Genomic DNA, 18,459 nt, shown 5'->3' with positions numbered 1-18,459 from the left:
GACGGACCGGGCCCCGTCAGCCCTCGACGGGCCCGTAGTGCATCGACAGGTAGTTGCGCAGCAGCGCGCGGCTCTCGTCGATGAAGCGCTGGTCGCCGTTCGGGTCGATCAGGAACGCCCGCGTGAGCAGGGCGTCGGCCACCTCGACCGTGACCTCGAGGCGGAACGAGAGCTGGGCGCCGCCCGGCAGTCCGTACTCGGAGGCGAGGATCTCGGCGAACCGCCGGGCGAAGAACCCGGCCTCGAACGCCTCGCCCGCGACCTCGGGGGCGTGGATGGTGTCGACGAACCGGATCGAGCGGAAGCCGGCCTCGGTGCGGTGCATGTCGCAGAAGGCGTCGACCGCGCAGTCGACAGCGCCCCACCAGTTGTCGGGGTGCGTGTCGCGGATCTCGGTGATGACCTTCTTGCGGAAGCGCTCGAGCGCGCGCTCGCGCAGGGCCTGCAGCACCGCGATGCGGTCGGGGAAGTAGCGGTAGACGGTGCCGATCGCCGCGCCGGCGCGCTCGGCGACCATGGCGGTCGTCAGCCGGTCGAAGCCGACCTCGTCGACGACCGCGGCGGCGGCGTCGAGGAGCGAGGCGAGGCGCGCGGCGCTGCGGACCTGGACGGGCTCGTTGCGGACCTGGGGGGATTCGCCGAAGGGTCGATCCACGAGATTTCCTAGAGGCACGGCGGGCTCCTTCGCTGACGGTTCCTACAATCGTACGCACGCGGACACGCCGTCCGCGTCACTTCGCCGAATGTCCCTCGTGTTTGTCGCCCCCCGAAGGGCGACGCCGCGCGCGGACGGACCGCCCTCATCAGGAGGACCCATGTGCGGACGCTTCGTCCTCTCGCAGACCACGGCCGACCTCGTCGCGCTCTTCGACATCGACGACGTCGGCGAGGACCTGCCCGGCCCGTCGTGGAACATCGCGCCGACGCAGCGGATCCCGGTGGTCGCCGAGTCGATGAAGGGCGTCGAGGAGGGCAGCCCGCCGAGGCGGCGACTGGCCGGAGCCCGCTGGGGCCTGGTTCCCCGGTCCGCGGCCGATCCGTCGGCCGGTGCGCCGCTGTTCAACGCGCGGATCGAGTCGGTCGCCGAGAAGCCGGCTTTCCGCGAGTCCTACGCCGCCCGCCGGGCGATCGTGCCCGCGTCCGGCTGGTACGAGTGGCGCGTCGGCGCCGACGGCGCGAAGACCCCGGTCTTCGTCTCTCCCGGCGGCGACTCCGTGGTGCTCTTCGCGGGCGTGTACGAGTGGTGGCGCGCGGCGGCCCCCGGGTCGCCGTGGCTGCTGTCGGCCACGATCCTCACCCGCCCCTCCGCGGGTGCCCTGACCGACGTGCACGAGCGGATGCCGGTGCTGCTGCAGCCGGAGCTCATCGAGGACTGGCTCGACCCGATGGCCGAGCCCGACGGCTCGCTGCTGCGCGCGGCCGCCGACGGCGCGGCGGAGCTGGCGGAGGAGCTCGGGATCGCGGAGGTCGGCGCGGCGGTCGGCGCCGTGTCGAACAACGGCCCGGAGCTCATCCGGCCCCTCTGACGGTCGCCGCCCGGAGCACTCGGCGGCAGGAGGCACCGTCTGCCAGACTGGGCGGATGCCGCTGACGCCTGCAAGCAAGCCCATGAGCGCGGGAGCGGCCGAGGTCATGCACCGCGCCGCACGCCTCGAGGACGCGATCCACCGCTTCCGGATGCGCCGCGTGAAGCGCCGCGGCTACGTCGCCCGCGTGATCCCCTACACCGGCTACGGCTCGACCGGGCAGCTCCGCGTGCTCGCCCGCGTCCTCTACACGCGGCCGACCCCTCCCGGGTCCGAGGAGGTGCGGCCGGTCGAGGGCGTGCGCGGCTGGCGGAGCTTCACGAGCGTCTTCGTGAGCGGAGCCGTCGTGTCCGTCGAGGTCGACGGGCAGCGGCACGACATCGTGGCCGACCGCGGCGGGGTCGTCGACTCCGACATCCCCATCACGCTCGAGCCCGGCTGGCACACGATCACCTTCACCACGGCCGACGCGAAGCCGGTCGAGGCCCCGGTGTTCATCGTGCGGCCGGAGGCGCGCATCGGCGTCGTCTCGGACATCGACGACACGGTCATGGTCACCGCGCTCCCCCGCCCCTTCATCGCCGCGTGGAACACCTTCGTGCTGAACGAGCACGCGCGGATGCCCACGCCGGGCATGGCGGTCTTCCTCGACCGCTTCTCGCGGCAGAACGACGGCTCGCCCGTCATCTACCTCTCCACGGGAGCCTGGAACGTCGCTCCGGCGCTGACGCGCTTCCTCTCGCGCCACCTCTACCCCGCCGGCGCGCTGCTGCTCACCGACTGGGGTCCGACGCACGACCGCTGGTTCCGCAGCGGCAAGCAGCACAAGGAGCAGAACCTCCGCCGCCTGGCCGCCGAGTTCCCCGACGTGCAGTGGCTGCTCGTCGGCGACGACGGCCAGCACGACGAGGAGATCTACTCGGACTTCGCGAGCGAGCACCCCGACAAGGTCGCCGCGATCGCGATCCGGCAGCTGTCGACGGGTGAGGCCGTGCTCGCCGGTGGCCGCTCGAAGGCGGCCGACCGCTCCGAGACCAGCGGCACCCACTGGGTCTACGCGCCGGACGGCGCCGGCATCGCGGAGCAGCTGACGGAGCTCGGACTGCTCTGATCGAGCGGTCGCACGACCCCGGGAACGCCGACGCCGTCCGACTCCCGAGGGAGCGGACGGCGTCGGAGCGGACGGAGCGGACTACGCCTGGTGCGCGGCCTGCAGGTCGAGGGTGATGGTGACCTTCTCGCCGATGAGGACGCCGCCGGTCTCGAGCGCGGCGTTGTAGGTGAGGCCGAAGTCGGTGCGGTCGATGGTGGTCTTCGCGGTCAGACCGGCCTTGTAGTTGCCGTAGGGGTCGGTGCCGAAGCCGCCGAACTCGACCTCGAAGGTGACGGGCTTGGTGACGCCCTTGATGGTGAGGTTCCCGTCGACGAGGAAGTCGTCGCCGTTCGCGCGCACGCCGGTCGAGGCGAAGTGGATCTCGGGGTAGGTCTCGGCCTCGAAGAAGTCGCCGGTGCGGAGGTGTCCGTCGCGGTTGGGCTCGTTGGTGTTGATAGAGGCGACCTCGGCGGTGGCCTCGACGGTCGAGTCGAGCGGGTTCTCACCGGTGGTGAACGTCGCGGTGAAGCGCTCGAACTTGCCCTTGACCTTGCTGATCATGAGGTGGCGGACGCTGAAGGCGACCTCGCTGTGCGTGGGGTCGATGACCCAGGAGCCGGCCTTGTAACCGGGGATGGAAAGCGTGTCGGTCATGATTACTCCTCGAGGATGTGGTCGATGCGGAGAGCTGCTCCCCGTCCGATACATGCAAGCGTATCGAGGATCCGGCTATTCCATGTAGCTACAACTAATTTCCCGACGGCCCGGGCGTGGCGGAAGCGGACTCGAGCGCCGGGTTCCGGATCCCGAGCAGCGAGACCAGCCCGCCGAGGATCAGCAGGACCGCCGTCGCCAGAGCCGCACGGGAGAAACCGCCGTCGTCGAGGGTGTCGCCGACCACCAGGGTGGTCGCCGCGATCGCGACCAGCCCCGCGATCCGCGAGACCGCGTTGTTCACGGCGGAGCCGACTCCGCTGTGCTCGCTCGCCACCGCGCCCAGGATCGTCGACGTCAGCGGAGCGACCGTGACCGCGAGCCCCAGGCCGAACAGCAGGATCCCCGGCAGCAGCTGGGTGAGGTAGTCCGCCGGCTCGCGGACCCCGACCATCAGGAGGAACCCGCCGCCGGCGACGAGCGGCCCGAGCCCCATGAACAGCCGCGGCCCGAAGCGGGCCGACAGCGATCCGGACACCTGCGAGAAGAGCAGCAGCAGGATCGTCGGCGGCAGCGTGGCGAGGCCGGCGAGCGTGGCCGAGAAGCCGAGGCTCTGCTGGAGGAACAGCCCGAGGGCGAAGAATCCGAACGAGAGCGCGCCGTAGACGAACGCGGTCGCGATGTTGCCGACGGTGAAGTTGCGCGAGGCGAACAGCGAGAGCGGCAGCATCGGATGCGGTGCCCGCCGCTCCCAGACGACGAACGCGACGAGCGCCGCGAGCCCGACGACCAGCGCTCCGAGCACGAGCGGATGCGTCGCGCCGAGCCGCTCCTGCTCGATCAGCGCGAAGACCGGACCGCCGAGCCCGACGACCCCGAGCACCGCGCCCACCCCGTCGATCGGCACCCTGCTGCCGGTGTCCACGTGCCCGAGGCGGCGCAGGAGCACGATCGTCACGAGGATCGGGAGCACGTTGAGCGCGAAGACGTAGCGCCACGAGCCCGCGTCCACGAGCAGTCCGCCGAGCACCGGACCCGCGATCGTGGCGGTGCCCGTCCACGCGGTCCAGGCGCCGATCGTCTTCGCCTGCGCGGCACCCCGCACCGTGGCGATGATCAGGGCCAGCGAGCTCGGCACGAGGATCGCTCCGGCCGCGCCCTGCAGCATCCGGGCGACGATCAGCACCTCCGCGGTCGGGGCGGCGGCGCAGAGCAGCGACGTGACTCCAAAGCCGACCAGGCCGATCATCATGCTGCGGGCCCGGCCGATGCGGTCCGCGAGCGACCCCGCGACCAGGATCAGCGCGCCGAGGGTGATCAGGTAGCCGTCGACCACCCACTGCTGGACGGCCAGCCCGCCGCCCAGCTCGTCGGTGATCGCGGGCAGGGCGACGTTGACCACGGTGCCGTCGAGGAAGGCGACGAAGGAGGCGAGGATCGCGACGACGAGGACGGCCCGGCGGCGGCGCTCCTCCTCGGGCGAGGCGGGTGCGGCGGCGGTCACGTGCGGGTCCGGCTCATCCGCTCACGCTACTCCCGGGCGCTCCGGCGAGCGCTCCTCAGGCTCGTCGCCTACTCTCGTAGCCATGTCTGCGCAAGGAACCGCCCGCGGCGGCGTGCTCGCCCGCGTCCTCGGGATCGTCGGGGCGAGCGTCGCCGGGGGTCTGCTGATCACGGTCGGCGTCACCCCCGCTCTCGCCGTCACCGGTCTCGCCTCGAACAACCCGATCGGCCTGTTCGAGACGGTGCCCGAGTACCTCGAGCTGGGGCAGCTGGCCCAGAAGACCGAGATCTACGCGAAGAACGCCGACGGCACCGACGGGCTCCTCGCCTCCTTCTACGCGCAGAACCGCGAGGAGGTGGCCTTCGACCAGGTGGCCCAGTCCGTCAAGGACGCCGCCCTCGCGACCGAGGACCCGCGGTTCTACGAGCACGGCGGAGTGGACCTGCAGGGCACCATCCGCGCCGTGGTGAGCAACGTGATCGGCGGCGACCTGCAGGGCGGCTCGTCGATCACGCAGCAGTACGTGAAGAACGTGCTCATCCAGCAGGCCGAGGCGCTGAGCGACCCGGCGGCCTCGCAGGCGGCCTACGACGAGGCCACCGCCACCACTCCGGCGCGCAAGCTCAAGGAGATGAAGCTCGCCGTCGACCTCGAGAAGAAGTACAGCAAGGACGACATCCTGCTGGGCTACCTCAACATCGCCGGCTTCGGCGGTCAGGTCTACGGCATCCAGGCCGCGGCCGAGTACTACTTCTCGACCACCGCGTCCGCGCTCACGCTCGCGCAGTCCGCGAGCCTCATCGCCACCGTCAACAACCCCAACGGGCTCCGCATCGACGTGCCCGAGAACATCCCCGCGAACAAGGACCGCCGCGACTACGTGCTGGGCCGCATGCTCGAGGAGGGGAAGATCTCGCAGGCCGACCACGACGCCGCGGTCGCGGAGGAGGTCGTGCCCGCGATCAAGGAGACGCCCACCGGCTGCCAGACGGCGGGCAACGCCGCCTTCTTCTGCGACTACGTCTCGCGGGTCATCCAGAACGATCCGGCCTTCGGCGCCGACGAGGCGACGCGCCTGGCGAACTTCCAGCGCGGCGGCTACAAGATCTACACCACCCTCGACCGCGACCTGCAGGACGTCGCCACCGCCGCCACGAACGAGTGGGTGCCGAAGACCCCGATCGACGAGGTGAACATCGGCAGCTCGACCGTCTCGATGGAGGTCGGTACGGGCCGGATCCTCGCGATGGTGCAGAACAAGGACTACGACGCGGCGGGCTCGGTGAACGGCGAGAACTTCTCGGCGATCAACTTCAACACCGACACGGCGTACGGCGGCTCGAACGGGTTCCAGGTCGGATCGACCTACAAGGTGTTCACGCTCGCGCAGTGGATCGCGAACGGTCACACCATCTACGAGACGGTGAACGGCCGCGAGCGGACCTTCGAGGAGTTCCCCGCGTCCTGCGCTCCGGACGGCGAGTGGTACGGCGAGTTCCCCGTGAGCAACGACGACGACGAGACCGGCACCTTCAGCGTGCTGCAGGGCACGATGCGCTCCATCAACACCGTGTTCGTCGCGATGGCCCAGCAGCTCGACCTGTGCGCGATCCGAGATCAGGCCGCCGCGTTCGGCGTGAAGACCGCCTCCGGCGCGCAGCTCGACTACATCCCCTCCGCGATCCTCGGTTCGGCCGACCAGATCGCCCCGCTCTCGATGGCCACCGCCTTCGCCGGCTTCGCCAACAACGGCGCCGCCTGCACCGCGATCGCGATCGACACCATCACCGATGCGGCGGGCGCGCCCGTGCAGGCGCCCGTGTCGACCTGCACGCAGGCCCTCTCCCCCGAGCTGGCCGCCGTGGCGAACGACGCGCTGCAGGACGTCGTGACCGGCGGCACCGCCGCCGCGTCCGATCCCGACGACGGCATCGAGCACATCGGCAAGACCGGCACGACCGACGACGCGATCCACACCTGGATGGACGGCGCGTCGACGAAGGTCGCCACGGTGGTCTGGGTCGGCAACATCACCGGCGACGCCTCCATGCGCCAGGTGCGCGTGCGCAGCACCGAGACCGGGAACCGCGCCTACGCCTCGAACCTCCGCCACTACATCTGGAACGCGGTGATGACCCGGGCCGACGAGAAGTACGGCGGCGACGACTTCGCCGACCCGAGCTCGGCCCTGCTGAACGGCCGCCAGGTGACCATCCCGAACGTGACGGGCCGATCGGTCGACTCCGCGACGGAGGTCCTCGAGGACCTCGGCTTCGACGTGGAGGAGGGCGCCACCGTCGACTCGGCCGCTCCCGCCGGCACGGTCGCCGGAACGGACCCCGCGTCGGGCACCGCCATCGCGCGCTACTCGAGCATCACGCTCCTGATCAGCAACGGATCCCAGGTGCCCGCCCCGGCGCCCGAGACGCAGGAACCGGCGCCGACCGCCACCGCGACGGCGCCGCCCGCGACCGAGACGCCGGTACCGGAGCCCACCGCCACGGCCACCGCGGTCCCGACGGCGACCGCGACCCCGGACGTCGACGAATGAGCACCGGATTCGACCCGGCGTTCCTCGGTGCGCCGCTCGTGGCGCCGGCTCCCGCGGCCGACCGCCCGGTCCGCGTGCTGGCGTACACGCACTTCGAGGTCCTGCTGGATCCGGTGCGGCGCCTCGCGCTCTCGACCGCGGTGAACATCGACGGGGTGGCGCTGCTCGACCTCGGGCGCGGCGACGACTGGCACCTCGACGAGAGGGTGCCCGAGTCGGAGCAGACCGGTCCCGAGGTCTACGCCCGCAACGACCTCGACCGCGGGCACCTCGTCCGTCGCCGCGACCCCGTGTGGGGCGCGCCGGCCGAGGCCCGCACGGCCAACTACGACAGCTTCTGCTACACGAACGCGGCCCCGCAGGCGAGCGGTTTCAACCAGTCGAAGGAGCTGTGGCTGGGGCTCGAGGACTTCGTCCTCGAGTACGCGCAGACCTCGCGGTCGCGCCTGAGCGTGTTCACCGGTCCCGTGCTGGCCGACGGCGATCCGGTCTACCGCGGTGTCGGCGTCCCGCGCCGGTTCTGGAAGATCGCGGCCTGGAGCCCGGACGGCGAGAGCCTCGCGACGAGCGCGTACCTGCTCGACCAGTCGGAGCTCGTCGAGACGGTGCGCGAGAGCGCGGTCGTCGGCCTCGGGGCGTTCAGGACGTTCCAGGTGCCGGTCGCCGAGATCGGCGCCCTCACCGGGCTCGACATCTCCTCGCTCGCCGCCGCGGACGTGCTCGTGAGCGCCGGCGTCCGCCCCGAGGAGCGCCACCGCGAGCTCTCCTCCCCCGAGGACGTCCGCGCGGGACTCGCCGGGCGCTGACCAGTCGCGCGGACCAGGATGGGGGCATGACCTCCCCCGTCCTCGTCGAGATCGACGACTCCGGCACCGCCGTCCTGCGCGATCCCTCGAGCGGACTCGTCGCGGTCGACGAGCCCGGCTACCTGCGCGGCGACGGCGTCTTCGAGACCCTCGCGGTCATCCGGGGCCGCCCGCACGGTCTCGACGAGCACCTGAGCCGACTCGAGGCCTCCGCGGCGGCCGTGGACCTCGCCCTGCCGCCCCGGGCGGCCTGGGAGGCGGCGGTGGCGCTCGCGGTCGCCGAGCACGACGCCGTCGACGATCTGTCGGTGCGCCTGGTCGCCGGCCACCGCGCCTCCGCCGCCCGCTGCACGGTGCGCGCCGAGCCCACCGCCGACACGAGCGCCCTCCGGCGCGACGGGGTCGCGGTCGTCGTGCTCGACCGCGGCTACGCGAGCGGAGCGCAGGAGGCGGCTCCGTGGCTCCTCGGCGGCGTCAAGTCGACCTCGGGCGCGGTCACCCGGGCAGCCCTGCGCGAGGCGCACCGCCGCGGAGCCGACGACGTCGTCTGGCGCACGAGCGACGGCCTGCTCCTGGAGGGGGCCACGTCGAGCCTCGTGCTCCTCTCCGAGGGTGCGCTGCTGACGCCCTCCGCGGGCTCCGGCATCCTCGACGGCACGACGGTCGCCCGGATCCTGGCGATCGGCGCCGGCCGTGGACTCGAGACCTCGCGACGGGAGCTGCCCGCCGCGGCCCTCGGGGATGCCGACTCCGCGTGGCTCGTCTCGAGCACCCGCCGCGCCGTCCCGATCCGCTCGGTCGACGGAGTCGGGCTGCGCCTCGACCGCGAGCTCACGGACGCCTTCGAGCGGGGACTGCTCGCCGACTGAGCTCAGGCCGCCGCGGCGAGCACGAGCGCGGTTCGGCGGCCGACTCCGGCCGCCTCCGCGTCCCTCAGGTCCTCGACCGTGTCGACGTCGAGGCGCAGGGTCGACCCGACGGGGACGTCGATCACGCGGCAGCCCGCCGATCGGTGACGGGCGAGGGATCCGGGTCCGAAGGCCGGGTCGACGCGCTCCACCGACCCGACCAGGAGCGCCGTGGTGCCGGTTCCCGCGCGGTCCGCGACGACGGCGGGCAGCGGTGCGGCCGCCGCGAGCACCCCGTCGAGCGCAGCGGGAACGAGCGCCGGAAGGTCGCCGGTCAGGGCGACGACGGGCGCGGTCGGGTCCAGGAGGAGGGCGGCCTCGATCCCGGCCGTCACCGCCGGGTTCAGCGCGCCGGGATCGGGCACGACGACGAGCCCGGGTGTCTCGTGCCGGGCGAGCGAGGCGGCGGCCTCGTCCGAGGTGACGAGCACGATCGTTCCGACGCGGTCCGCGGCGGCGACGGCGGCGAGCGTGTCGAGCAGGAACGCCTCCGCGAGCGCGGCCCTCCCCTCGAGCTCGAGGCGGGTCTTGGATGTGCCGCGGCCCTTGAAGACCACGACGGCGCTCCAGCGGCCGGTCACTCCGGAGCCGCCCCGAGCTCCGCGCGAGCCGCCGCCCGACCCTCGGCGTAGGCCTCGTCGGCGCCGAGGCGGAACATGTCCTCCGGCCCGGTCCGGGTGAGACTCCGGGCTCCCGGAGCGTCCAGCCCGGTCACGTAGCGCCCGAGCCCCCGCACGACCGCCACCGGGCGACCGCTCGACTTGCCCTTCACGAGGTCGCCCAGCGCCGCGATCTCGTCCGCGACGGCGGGCATCGTGACCCCCAGAGTGCGGCCGAGCGCATCGACGGCACCGCGCAGGTCGTCGATGACGTGCAGACCCGCCGCGCCGATCGCGGCGTCGGTCTGCCCGACCCGCCACGCGCGGCCGAGGGTGTCGCTGACGACGACGCCGACCTCGACTCCGAGACGCTCGCGGAGGCCCGCGCACAGAGCCCGCGCCGAGGCGTCGGGATCCACGGGGAGCAGCAGCACGGTGCCCTCGGCGACGTTGCTGGCGTCGACGCCGGCGGCCGCCTGCACGATGCCCAGCCGGTTCTCGACGATGCGGGTGACGCCGTGCGCGTGAGCGCGGGTGGCGACGACGCGCACGGTCTCGGCGGTGATCGCCTCCTCGCGGTCCTCGGCGGCGACGGCGCGACCCTCGGCCTTCGAGACGATCTTGCTCGTGACGACGAGCACGTCTCCGCCCCGCGGGCGGTCGTCCTCGGCGGCGCCGGCGACGGCCGCGAGGATCAGCTCGAGCAGGTCGTCACCGGGCGAGACCTCGGGGATCCCGTCGAGGGCCCAGGCCTGGACGCGTGTCGCACTCATCGCTCCATTCTCCCCCGCCCCGGGGCGCTCGCCCGCCGAGGCGCTCAGGCCGAGAGGTACGCCGCGACCGCCGGGGGCACGTAGGGAGAGACGTCGCCTCCGAGCGAGGACACCTGCCGGACGAGGGAGGAGGAGACGTGCGCGTGCGCCGGGTCGGGCAGGAGGAACACCGTCTCGACGTGCGCGAGGTTGCGGTTCACGATCGCCATCGGCGTCTCGTAGGCCACGTCGACCTGCGAGCGGATGCCCTTCACCAGGATGCTGGCGCCGACGTCGACGCAGTAGTCGACCAGCAGCCCCATGCTCCACGACGCGACGACGATCGAGCCCTCGATCCCCGCTTCCCGGATCGACTGCTCGATCAGGGCGACGCGCTGGGCGATGGGCAGCAGCGCGGTCTTCGACGGGTTGTGGACGACCACGACGTGCAGCTCGTCGACCAGTCGGGCGGCGCGCTCGATGACGTCGAGGTGGCCGAGGGTGACGGGGTCGAACGAGCCGGGGACGACGGCGATGCGGGCCATGCCGACAGCGTACCGGCCGACTCCGGCACCCTCCCGGGAGCGGGTGCCACCCGTCCGGGTTCAGCTCTTCGCGAGGAACTCGCGATCCCGGTCCTGCACGCGCCGCTCGAGCGCCGCGCGGAGCCGGTCGTGCGCCGAGAGCGAGGGGTCGTCCTCGAGCAGCCGCTCGGCGAGGGCGCGGGCCTCGACGATCAGGTGCGCGTCCTGCACGACGCGCAGCAGGCGGAGGGAGGAGCGGCCGCCGGACTGCGAGTCGCCCAGCACATCGCCCTCCCGCCGCAGCTCGAGATCGACCTCGGCGAGCTCGAAGCCGTCGAGCGTCGCGGCGACGGCCTCGACGCGCTCGCGGGCCGTGGTGCCCGCCTCCGCCGCCGTGACGAAGAGGCACACCCCCGGCACGCCTCCGCGCCCGATGCGCCCCCGCAGCTGGTGCAGCTGCGAGACTCCGAAGCGCTCGGCGTCCAGCACGATCATCATCGACGCGTTGGGCACGTCGACGCCCACCTCGATCACGGTCGTCGAGACGAGCACGTCGATCTCGCCCGCGGCGAAGGAGCGCATGACCGCGTCCTTCTCCTCCGCGCTCATCCGGCCGTGCAGGGCGGCCGAGCGGCGGTGCTTGAGCAGGGCGTGCGACCGCACGCCCTCGAGCGTCTGCGCGACCGTCGACAGCGGGGTGGCAGCCTCCTCGGGAGCCGTCGCCGCGGCGCCCTCCGCGACCTCGCCGGGCTCGATGGCCGGGCAGACGAGGTACACCTGGTGGCCCTGCCGGATCTCCTCCTCGGCGCGCTCCCACGCCCGGGCGATCAGGCCGGGCTTGTCGGTGAGCGGGACGACGTGACTCGTGATGCCCGGGCGCCCCGCCGGCAGCTCGCGGATCGTGGACGTGTCGAGATCGCCGAAGACCGTCATCGCGACCGTGCGCGGGATGGGCGTGGCCGTGAGCACGAGCACGTGCGGCGGCTGCGCCCCCTTGCGCCGCAGAGCGTCGCGCTGGTCCACTCCGAACCGGTGCTGCTCGTCGATCACGACGAGGGCCAGGTCGTAGAACGAGACCTTGTCGCCCAGGAGCGCGTGCGTGCCGACGACGATCTTCGCCGTGCCCGAGACGATCCGCAGGAGCGCTGCGCGCCGCTCCGCCGCTCCGAGACCGCCTGTCAGGAGGGTCGGCACGAGCGCGGTGGACAGCTCGGGCCCGAGCGTCCGCACGATCGAGCGCAGGTGCTGCCCGGCGAGCACCTCGGTCGGCGCGAGCAGCGCGGCCTGCCCGCCGCTCTCGGCGGCCGCGAGCATCGCCCGCAGCGCCACGAGGGTCTTCCCCGAGCCCACCTCGCCCTGCACGAGTCGCGACATCGGGCTCTCGCCCGCGAGGTCGGCGGCGATCTCGGCGCCGACCGAGCGCTGGTCGCCCGTGAGCGAGAACGGCAGCGCCGCGTCGAAGCGCTCGAGCCAGCCTCCCGGCCCGGGCACGCGAGGGGTGGCGGGGGTCGCCCTCGCGGCGGCCCGGCGCTCGAGGAGCGCGAGCTGCAGGAGGAACGCCTCGTGGAACCGCAGCGTCTCGCGCGCCCGCCTCTCCTCGCCCTCGCGCGCGGGGCGGTGGATCAGCTCGAGCGCCTCGCCGAGCGGCATCAGCGAGCGACTCGCGCGCACCGACTCCGGCATCGGATCGGGCACGTCACGCAGACCGTCGAGGATCACGCCGATCGCGGCCTGCAGCTGCCAGCTCGAGATCGCGCTCGTCGCCGGGTAGATCGGGATGGGGCGCTCGGCCCAGTCCTTCGCCAGCGCCGACCCCTTGTCGGCCTCGGCGGTCGCGGCCTCCTCGTCCTCGAAGAGCCGGTAGTCGGGATGGGTGAGCTGCACCGTCTCGCGGAACATCGAGACCGTCCCCGCGAAGATCCCGCGCACGCCGCGGCGGAGCTTCGCCGCCCGCCACGGCTGCCCGAAGAACGTCAGCGACAGCGTGCCCGTGCCGTCAGAGATGACGACCTCCAGGAGCGAGCCGCGGCGGTTGCGCATCGGGCGCTCCCGCACCTCGCGCACCTCCGCCACGATCGTGACGCTCTCGCCGACCGGGAGTCGCGAGAGCTCGGTGAGCTCGCCGCGCTGCGCGTAGCGGCGCGGGTAGTGCCCGAGCAGTTCGCCGACGGTGCTGTAGCCGAACGCCTTCTCGACCGCGGTGGCCGTGCGCGGGCCGATCACCGGCGCGAGGGAGGCGTCGAGGGGGTCCGGGATCACCCGTCGATCATAGGTCGGTGCTCGGACGTCCGACGCGGGAGAACACGCCGAGCGCCGACCGCGGGAGCCCCGCGGCGAACGTGCGGCGCGGAGTGCCCGCCGCGGTCCGCAGCGCCCGCACCACCCGCGCACCGGCGGCCCAGCCCGCCGCATCCGAGGCGGGCACGGGAGCGTAGCGCGCCCGCTCGACCGTGTCGCGAAGGAGCGACAGGTCGTTCCGAGCGGCCGCGTCCTCGCCGAGGGCGTCGCGCATCAGCGCCTCCTGCGCACGCGGGGAGTCGGTCTCCTCGACCGGCACACCGAGGTCCCTGGCGCTCGCCAGCACCTCCGCCCAGGCCGCCTCCGCAGACCCTGCCGCGGCCGCACGCCGCCGGAGCGAGCGCTGCACGACGCGGAGGAGCCACGGCACCAGCAGGAGGAGCAGGAGGAGCACCCACGCGGTGACGACGGGCGCCGTCGCCGTCGTCGAGGAGCCCACCGCACCGGGGGTCGCCGTGGCGGAGGACGCGGTCGGCGTCGGCGTCGCCTCCTCCTCCTCGGACTGCTCGGGAGCGGCGCCGGCCGACGCTCCGGGCGTCGCACCGGCCGAGGACGTCGCGCTGGGCAGCGTGTACGACGCCGGAGCGCCCCGGCTCGGGGTGGGCTCGAAGGGCAGCCAGCCGACGCCCTCGAAGAACAGCTCGGGCCAGGCGTGCAGATCGGAGGAGAGCAGTCGGTAGTCCGTCAGGTCGCTGCCCGAGGACGGCACCACGGATCCCGGCTGGTAGCCGATCGCCAGGCGGGACGGGATCCCGAGCTCGCGCGCCATGACCGCCATCGCCGAGGCGAAGTGCACGCAGTAGCCCTCGCGCACCTCGAGGAACGCCTCGAGGACGCCCACGCCGTCGCCGTCGTAGCCCTCCTCGGCCGGGGTGTCCTCGGAGTAGGTGAACTCGGAGGAGCGGAAGAACGACTGCAGCGCGCGCGCCCGGTCGTAGGCGTTCCCCGCCTCGGCCGTGACCTCGGCCGCGGTGGTGCCGACCACGTCGGGCACGTCGGCGGGGAGGGCCAGGTAGCGCTCGAGGGCGTCGCCCGGCGCAGGAGCGGCGAGCAGCTGCTGCGGGTCGGGCGCGAGGCGCAGCGCCTCGACCCGGTACTCGTCGCCGGCCCGGGTGGTCGCGTCGCCGCGGATCGAGCCGTCCTGCACGTCCTGCAGCCAGCCGTCCCCGACGCCCTCGAGCGAGGACACGGGGTAGGGCACCGGCAGCCACTGGCTGCGGAGGGTCTCGACCTCGACCTCGACCTGCTCGGTCTCGCGCGGCACGCTCTCGGCGAGGCCCTCGGGAGCGATCGGCTCCTCGACCGGGGCCGTCGCCTCCGTGCCGCTCGGCGCCCAGTTCTCGCCGTCGAAGTCCGAGACCGTGAGCACGCGGAGGTACACGGGCAGATCGGAGTCGGTGGAGTAGCGCAGCACCGTCACCGGGTTCGGCCGGCGCAGGTCGTCGCCGAGCGCCACGACGGGATCGATCGACCCGTTGAACAGCGTGCCCGAGACCCCGGAGGAGGTCGGAGTGCGGACGTAGCCGGAGGCCGAGCCGGCGAGCAACCCCGCGGAGACGACGACGACCCCGACGACCGCGACCGACGGCAGGGCGGAGGCGGCGGACAGCCGGCGGGCGGGAGCCCGGCGCTCGGGACGCGATCCCGCGGCGAGCAGCCCCGCGTAGGCCAGCGCGGTCAGCACGAGACTCGGCCAGGACACCTCGGAGGGGTCGATGATCGCCGGCACCGCGAGCAGCGCGAGGAGGAAGAGCCCGGTCAGCGCGGGCAGCCGCACCGAGAAGGCGAAGAGGTCGGCGGCCCAGGCGAGGACGACGACGCCGCCCACCAGGAGGAACGCGATGCCGCTGTCGGCGGTGGCGGGCAGGCCCTGCTGGGCGATCGAGGTGAATCCGGCCTGCGCGAGGGTCTGCGCGTCGGCGATCGCCGCCGGGGTCGGCAGGAGGAACAGCAGTGCGCGCGCGGGGACGAACATCGCGGTGAGGACGACGACCGCCGTGAGCGTGCCGAGCACGGGCGGCACGACGGGGTGCGCGCGGAGGACCCGCGCCCCGGCGGGCACCGCGAGCACCAGTCCGACGGCGAGGGCCAGCTGGATCAGCCAGCCGACGCCCTCGAGCAGTCGGCCCGTGCCCGACGCCGCCGAGACGAGGGCGAGCCAGAGCAGGAGCGAGAGCAGGACGGAGCCGGCCCGCGGGTCGCGATCGGTGCGCCGGCTCATGCGATCGCCCTCAGCGCGAGGGCCTCGGACCAGGCCTCCTCGATGCTCGTGCGCACGGTCGTCGCGACCGGGTACCAGCCCAGCGACGAGAGCGCGGCCTCCTCCTCCGCGGTCCCCTCGACGAGGAACGCGATGGCGGGACGGGCGTGCGAGGCGAGCGACGAGAGCGCGTCCAGGTCCTCCTCGCGGAGGCGGGTGAGCACGGCGAAGACCGGACGCACTCCCCCGGCCTCGCGCATCTCGCCGGCGATCCGCGCGGCGGCGTCGGCCGAGTCCTCGGACGGCACGAGCTCCGCGAGCCGCAGCAGCACGTCGTGCGCGACCTCGCGCTCGTCCTCCGAGTGCTGCACGTCGGGCCCCGCGCCGGTCTCGACGAGGTGGGTCTCGAATCCGCGGTCGAGCAGGTGGACGGCCAGCGAGGCGGTCATCGAGACCGCCCACTCGAGCCGCTCGCCGTCGCCGCGCGCTCGGCGGCCGTCACCGGCGGGCCGGTCCAGGACGCGGCTCGCCCGCGACTCGAGCAGGATCCACGCGTGCGGATCCGTGTTCTGCTCGTCCTGGCGCACCATCAGCTCGCCCGAGCGCGCGCTCGCCCGCCAATGCACCCGGCGCATGGCGTCGCCCGGACGGTAGTCGCGCGGGATCACGTCGTCGGTGCCCGAGCCCGCCGTCGCATGCGCGACCGGGCTCGATCCGCCCGCGCCGAACGCGTCGAGCACGTCGCTCTCGAGCGGCACGGCGCGCGGAGTGACGACGAAGGGCTGCGCCGAGCCGACGATGCTCTCGCGCAGCGCCAGCCCGAGGGCCTCGCTGCGCACGATCCGCAGCGGGCCGAGGCGGTGGATCCCGCGTCGTCCCGCGGGCAGGCGGTACCGGGCGCGGACCCGGCTCGACCGCTGCCCAGCGCGCGCCACGGGAGGCAGTCCGAAACCGCCGCTCGCGACGGAGCGGCCGGAGTCGTCCCCGCGGTCCCTCCGCGTCAGCCGGTCCTCGGCGCGGGCCGAGCGCAGCGGCCCGCCGCGGTTCTCGAGCACCACGTCGACGTCCACGACGTCGCCGACCGCCACGACGCGCGGCTCGAAGCGCCGCTGCACCTGCAGGGCCGGCGTCGAGACCGCGAGCGACACGACGGCCCCGAAGGGCAGTCCGAGGAGCACGAGCCCCAGGAACAGCAGCTCGCGGAAGTCCACCAGCGGCGCAGCCACGATCGCCGCCGTGCCGAGCACGACGAAGGCCCAGCCGCGGAGCGTGAGCGCGACCCCGCCCAGCGCGGGGAGGGAGCCGATGCGCGGAGAGGGCCCGTCGAGGCCGCGGCGCTCAGTCGCCACGGCCGCTGAAGGGCACGGGCGTCGACGCCAGGATCCGCTGCACGATCTCGGTCACCGAGTGCGAGGCGCCCGATCCGGAGCGTCCCGGCAGACGGGTCGCGGGGAGCAGGCGGTGGCCGAGGACGGGCACCGCGAGCGCGTCGATGTCGTCCGGCACGACGAAGTCGCGGTCGTTGATCGCCGCGAGCGACTTCGCCGCGGCGATGAGCTGCAGCGTCGCGCGGGGGCTGCCGCCCAGGCGCAGCTCCGGATCGATGCGCGTCGCCTGCATGATCGCGACCACGTACTCCTGCACGGGAGGCGCGACGTAGACCGACTGCACGTAGTCGATCATCCGCTCGAGCTCGTCGCGCGTGACGACGGGCCGCAGAGCGTCGAGCGGGCTGGCCGCGTCGCGGGTGCGGATCATCTCGAGCTCGGCGCGCTCGTCGGGGTAGCCGAGCGAGAGCCGGGCCATGAAGCGGTCGCGCTGGGCCTCGGGGAGGCTGTAGGTCCCCTCCATCTCGACGGGGTTCTGCGTCGCCACGACCGCGAAGGGGCGAGGGAGGAGGTGCGTGATGCCGTCGACCGACACCTGGCGCTCCTCCATGCACTCGAGCAGGGCCGACTGCGTCTTCGGCGAGGCGCGGTTGATCTCGTCGCCGATGAGGATGTTCGCGAAGACCGGGCCGGGCTTGAACTCGAAGTCCCTGGTCGCCTGGTTGTACACCGAGACGCCGGTGACGTCGGAGGGCAGCAGGTCCGGCGTGAACTGGATGCGGGCGACGCTGCCTCCGACCGAGGCGGCGAGTGACTTCGCGAGGACGGTCTTGCCGGTGCCCGGGACGTCCTCCATCAGCAGATGGCCGCCGGCGAGGAAGACGGTCAGCGCCATCGAGACCTCGGCGTCCTTGCCGTCGATCACGCTGGTCAGATTGCGGAGGATCGCGCCGCAGTGGGCGGTGAACTCCTCGCGGGACATCGGCGCCCGCGCCCCGCTCGGGCCCGCGGGGCCGCCGACAGGGGCGAGGGTGTCATCGAGGGACGTCATGATCATCGATTCTCTCAGTCTCGAACCGGTAACGGGCGGTCGGATCGGGCGGTCTCCCAGCTGGGGGCGCCCACCGTATCCTCGGACGGTGACCAGGATCATCTCCGGCTACGCCGGGTCGCTCACCCTCAAGGTCCCGCGCGCCGGCACCCGTCCGACCAGCGATCGTGTCCGCGAGGCCGTCTTCTCGGCGCTCGAGGCGCGCGACGCCGTCGACGAGGCGACGGTCCTCGACCTCTATGCCGGATCCGGAGCACTCGGGCTCGAGGCCGCCAGCCGCGGAGCCGCCTACGTGGTGCTCGTGGAGCGCGATCCCTCCGCCGCCCGGACGGTCGATGCGAACGCCCGGGCGGTCGTCGCGGCGGCTGCGGCCGGACGGCTGCCGCGCCCGCGGATCGAGGTGGTCACGTCGTCCGTCCGCTCGTTCCTCGACCGCGCCGCCGGGCTGCTCGCCGACACGGTGCTCCTGGACCCGCCGTACGACGTCACCGAGGAGGAGCTCGCGGCCGATCTGGCGGGAGTGCTGCCGCTGCTGCACGAGCACGCCGTCGTGGTCGTCGAGCGGAGCTCCCGCAGCCCGGAGCCGACGTGGCCCGCCGGACTCGAGCGCGAGCGCCGCAAGGACTACGGGGACACCACGATCTGGTGGGCCTCCCGGCCCTAGG

16 protein-coding genes are annotated in these 18,459 nt (G+C 73.3%); 6 read left to right on the top strand and 10 right to left on the bottom strand.

Features of this window, described 5'->3' with window-relative positions:
• Positions 1 to 16: 16 nt before the first annotated feature.
• A complete protein-coding gene (locus ASF46_RS06950; protein ID WP_230671281.1) occupies positions 17 to 655 on the bottom strand; it encodes a TetR/AcrR family transcriptional regulator in 639 nt (212 codons plus the stop codon).
• Positions 656 to 815: 160 nt separating this feature from the next.
• Between ASF46_RS06950 and ASF46_RS06945 the strand changes: the two genes are divergently transcribed.
• Complete coding sequence (locus ASF46_RS06945; protein WP_056866908.1) at positions 816 to 1,526, top strand: SOS response-associated peptidase; 711 nt, start codon at positions 816 to 818, stop codon at positions 1,524 to 1,526.
• 82 nt (positions 1,527 to 1,608) lie between these two features.
• On the top strand, positions 1,609 to 2,637 hold the full coding sequence (locus tag ASF46_RS06940; protein ID WP_235576870.1) for an App1 family protein: 1,029 nt from the start codon (positions 1,609 to 1,611) through the stop codon (positions 2,635 to 2,637).
• 81 nt (positions 2,638 to 2,718) lie between these two features.
• Here the strand turns inward: ASF46_RS06940 and ASF46_RS06935 are convergent, their stop codons facing one another.
• Both ASF46_RS06935 and ASF46_RS06930 read right to left on the bottom strand, forming a co-directional pair.
• Positions 2,719 to 3,273 (bottom strand): YceI family protein, encoded by a 555-nt coding sequence (locus tag ASF46_RS06935; protein ID WP_055792972.1) that lies wholly within the window; start codon positions 3,271 to 3,273, stop codon positions 2,719 to 2,721.
• Between the two features lie 94 nt (positions 3,274 to 3,367).
• Positions 3,368 to 4,777 carry an MFS transporter gene (locus ASF46_RS06930; RefSeq protein ID WP_056866907.1) on the bottom strand — a complete coding sequence of 470 codons (1,410 nt, stop codon included), beginning with the start codon at positions 4,775 to 4,777 and terminating at the stop codon, positions 3,368 to 3,370.
• Between the two features lie 82 nt (positions 4,778 to 4,859).
• On the opposite strand from ASF46_RS06930, the gene ASF46_RS06925 reads away from it, so the two are divergent.
• Genes ASF46_RS06925 through ASF46_RS06915 form a run of 3 tightly spaced genes read left to right on the top strand, consistent with a single transcriptional unit; the run spans position 4,860 to position 9,003 of the window.
• Positions 4,860 to 7,328 (top strand): transglycosylase domain-containing protein, encoded by a 2,469-nt coding sequence (locus ASF46_RS06925; RefSeq protein ID WP_082485294.1) that lies wholly within the window; start codon positions 4,860 to 4,862, stop codon positions 7,326 to 7,328.
• The gene (locus ASF46_RS06920; RefSeq protein WP_056866905.1) at positions 7,325 to 8,134 is read left to right on the top strand and encodes a DNA/RNA non-specific endonuclease; all 810 of its coding nucleotides are present in this window, start codon (positions 7,325 to 7,327) and stop codon (positions 8,132 to 8,134) included. The genes ASF46_RS06925 and ASF46_RS06920 overlap by 4 nt, the downstream gene beginning before the upstream one ends.
• A 26-nt stretch (positions 8,135 to 8,160) precedes the next feature.
• Positions 8,161 to 9,003 carry an aminotransferase class IV gene (locus ASF46_RS06915; RefSeq protein WP_056866904.1) on the top strand — a complete coding sequence of 281 codons (843 nt, stop codon included), beginning with the start codon at positions 8,161 to 8,163 and terminating at the stop codon, positions 9,001 to 9,003.
• 2 nt (positions 9,004 to 9,005) lie between these two features.
• Here ASF46_RS06915 and cofC read toward each other — a convergent pair whose 3' ends face one another.
• Genes cofC through ASF46_RS06880 form a run of 7 tightly spaced genes read right to left on the bottom strand, consistent with a single transcriptional unit; the run spans position 9,006 to position 17,725 of the window.
• Complete coding sequence (cofC, locus tag ASF46_RS06910; protein ID WP_056866903.1) at positions 9,006 to 9,623, bottom strand: 2-phospho-L-lactate guanylyltransferase; 618 nt, start codon at positions 9,621 to 9,623, stop codon at positions 9,006 to 9,008.
• Positions 9,620 to 10,414: a coenzyme F420-0:L-glutamate ligase gene (locus tag ASF46_RS06905; protein ID WP_056866902.1), complete on the bottom strand. Its 795-nt coding sequence runs from the start codon at positions 10,412 to 10,414 to the stop codon at positions 9,620 to 9,622. Before ASF46_RS06905 ends, cofC begins: the two co-directional genes overlap by 4 nt.
• A gap of 44 nt (positions 10,415 to 10,458) precedes the next feature.
• Positions 10,459 to 10,938, bottom strand: a complete 480-nt coding sequence (coaD, locus tag ASF46_RS06900) for a pantetheine-phosphate adenylyltransferase (protein WP_055792997.1) — start codon at positions 10,936 to 10,938, stop codon at positions 10,459 to 10,461.
• 60 nt (positions 10,939 to 10,998) lie between these two features.
• Positions 10,999 to 13,176, bottom strand: coding sequence for an ATP-dependent DNA helicase RecG (locus ASF46_RS06895; protein ID WP_056866901.1), 2,178 nt, complete (start codon positions 13,174 to 13,176; stop codon positions 10,999 to 11,001).
• A 7-nt stretch (positions 13,177 to 13,183) separates the two neighbouring features.
• Positions 13,184 to 15,436 (bottom strand): DUF3488 and transglutaminase-like domain-containing protein, encoded by a 2,253-nt coding sequence (locus ASF46_RS19700; protein ID WP_056866900.1) that lies wholly within the window; start codon positions 15,434 to 15,436, stop codon positions 13,184 to 13,186.
• A complete protein-coding gene (locus ASF46_RS06885; RefSeq protein ID WP_056866899.1) occupies positions 15,433 to 16,764 on the bottom strand; it encodes a DUF58 domain-containing protein in 1,332 nt (443 codons plus the stop codon). The genes ASF46_RS19700 and ASF46_RS06885 overlap by 4 nt, the downstream gene beginning before the upstream one ends.
• On the bottom strand, positions 16,754 to 17,725 hold the full coding sequence (locus tag ASF46_RS06880; protein WP_055793230.1) for an AAA family ATPase: 972 nt from the start codon (positions 17,723 to 17,725) through the stop codon (positions 16,754 to 16,756). The genes ASF46_RS06885 and ASF46_RS06880 overlap by 11 nt, the downstream gene beginning before the upstream one ends.
• A 157-nt stretch (positions 17,726 to 17,882) precedes the next feature.
• On the opposite strand from ASF46_RS06880, the gene rsmD reads away from it, so the two are divergent.
• On the top strand, positions 17,883 to 18,458 hold the full coding sequence (gene rsmD, locus ASF46_RS06875; protein WP_056866898.1) for a 16S rRNA (guanine(966)-N(2))-methyltransferase RsmD: 576 nt from the start codon (positions 17,883 to 17,885) through the stop codon (positions 18,456 to 18,458).
• The last annotated feature ends 1 nt before the right edge of the window (position 18,459 follow it).

The organism is Rathayibacter sp. Leaf296 (assembly GCF_001423045.1).
Classification (GTDB): domain Bacteria; phylum Actinomycetota; class Actinomycetes; order Actinomycetales; family Microbacteriaceae; genus Rathayibacter; species Rathayibacter caricis.
The sequence above is the reverse complement of the archived record's forward strand: the minus strand, read 5'-3'. Positions and strand labels throughout refer to the sequence as shown.

Excerpts from the sequence above, each read along its gene's own strand:
- ASF46_RS06945 (WP_056866908.1), top strand. The coding sequence starts at position 816 with ATGTGCGGACGCTTCGTCCTCTCGCAGACCACGGCCGACCTCGTCGCG.
- ASF46_RS06940 (WP_235576870.1), top strand. The coding sequence starts at position 1,609 with ATGAGCGCGGGAGCGGCCGAGGTCATGCACCGCGCCGCACGCCTCGAG.
- ASF46_RS06935 (WP_055792972.1), bottom strand. The coding sequence starts at position 3,273 with ATGACCGACACGCTTTCCATCCCCGGTTACAAGGCCGGCTCCTGGGTC.
- ASF46_RS06925 (WP_082485294.1), top strand. The coding sequence starts at position 4,860 with ATGTCTGCGCAAGGAACCGCCCGCGGCGGCGTGCTCGCCCGCGTCCTC.
- ASF46_RS06920 (WP_056866905.1), top strand. The coding sequence starts at position 7,325 with ATGAGCACCGGATTCGACCCGGCGTTCCTCGGTGCGCCGCTCGTGGCG.
- ASF46_RS06915 (WP_056866904.1), top strand. The coding sequence starts at position 8,161 with ATGACCTCCCCCGTCCTCGTCGAGATCGACGACTCCGGCACCGCCGTC.
- ASF46_RS06905 (WP_056866902.1), bottom strand. The coding sequence starts at position 10,414 with ATGAGTGCGACACGCGTCCAGGCCTGGGCCCTCGACGGGATCCCCGAG.
- coaD (WP_055792997.1), bottom strand. The coding sequence starts at position 10,938 with ATGGCCCGCATCGCCGTCGTCCCCGGCTCGTTCGACCCCGTCACCCTC.
- ASF46_RS19700 (WP_056866900.1), bottom strand. The coding sequence starts at position 15,436 with ATGAGCCGGCGCACCGATCGCGACCCGCGGGCCGGCTCCGTCCTGCTC.
- ASF46_RS06880 (WP_055793230.1), bottom strand. The coding sequence starts at position 17,725 with ATGTCCCGCGAGGAGTTCACCGCCCACTGCGGCGCGATCCTCCGCAAT.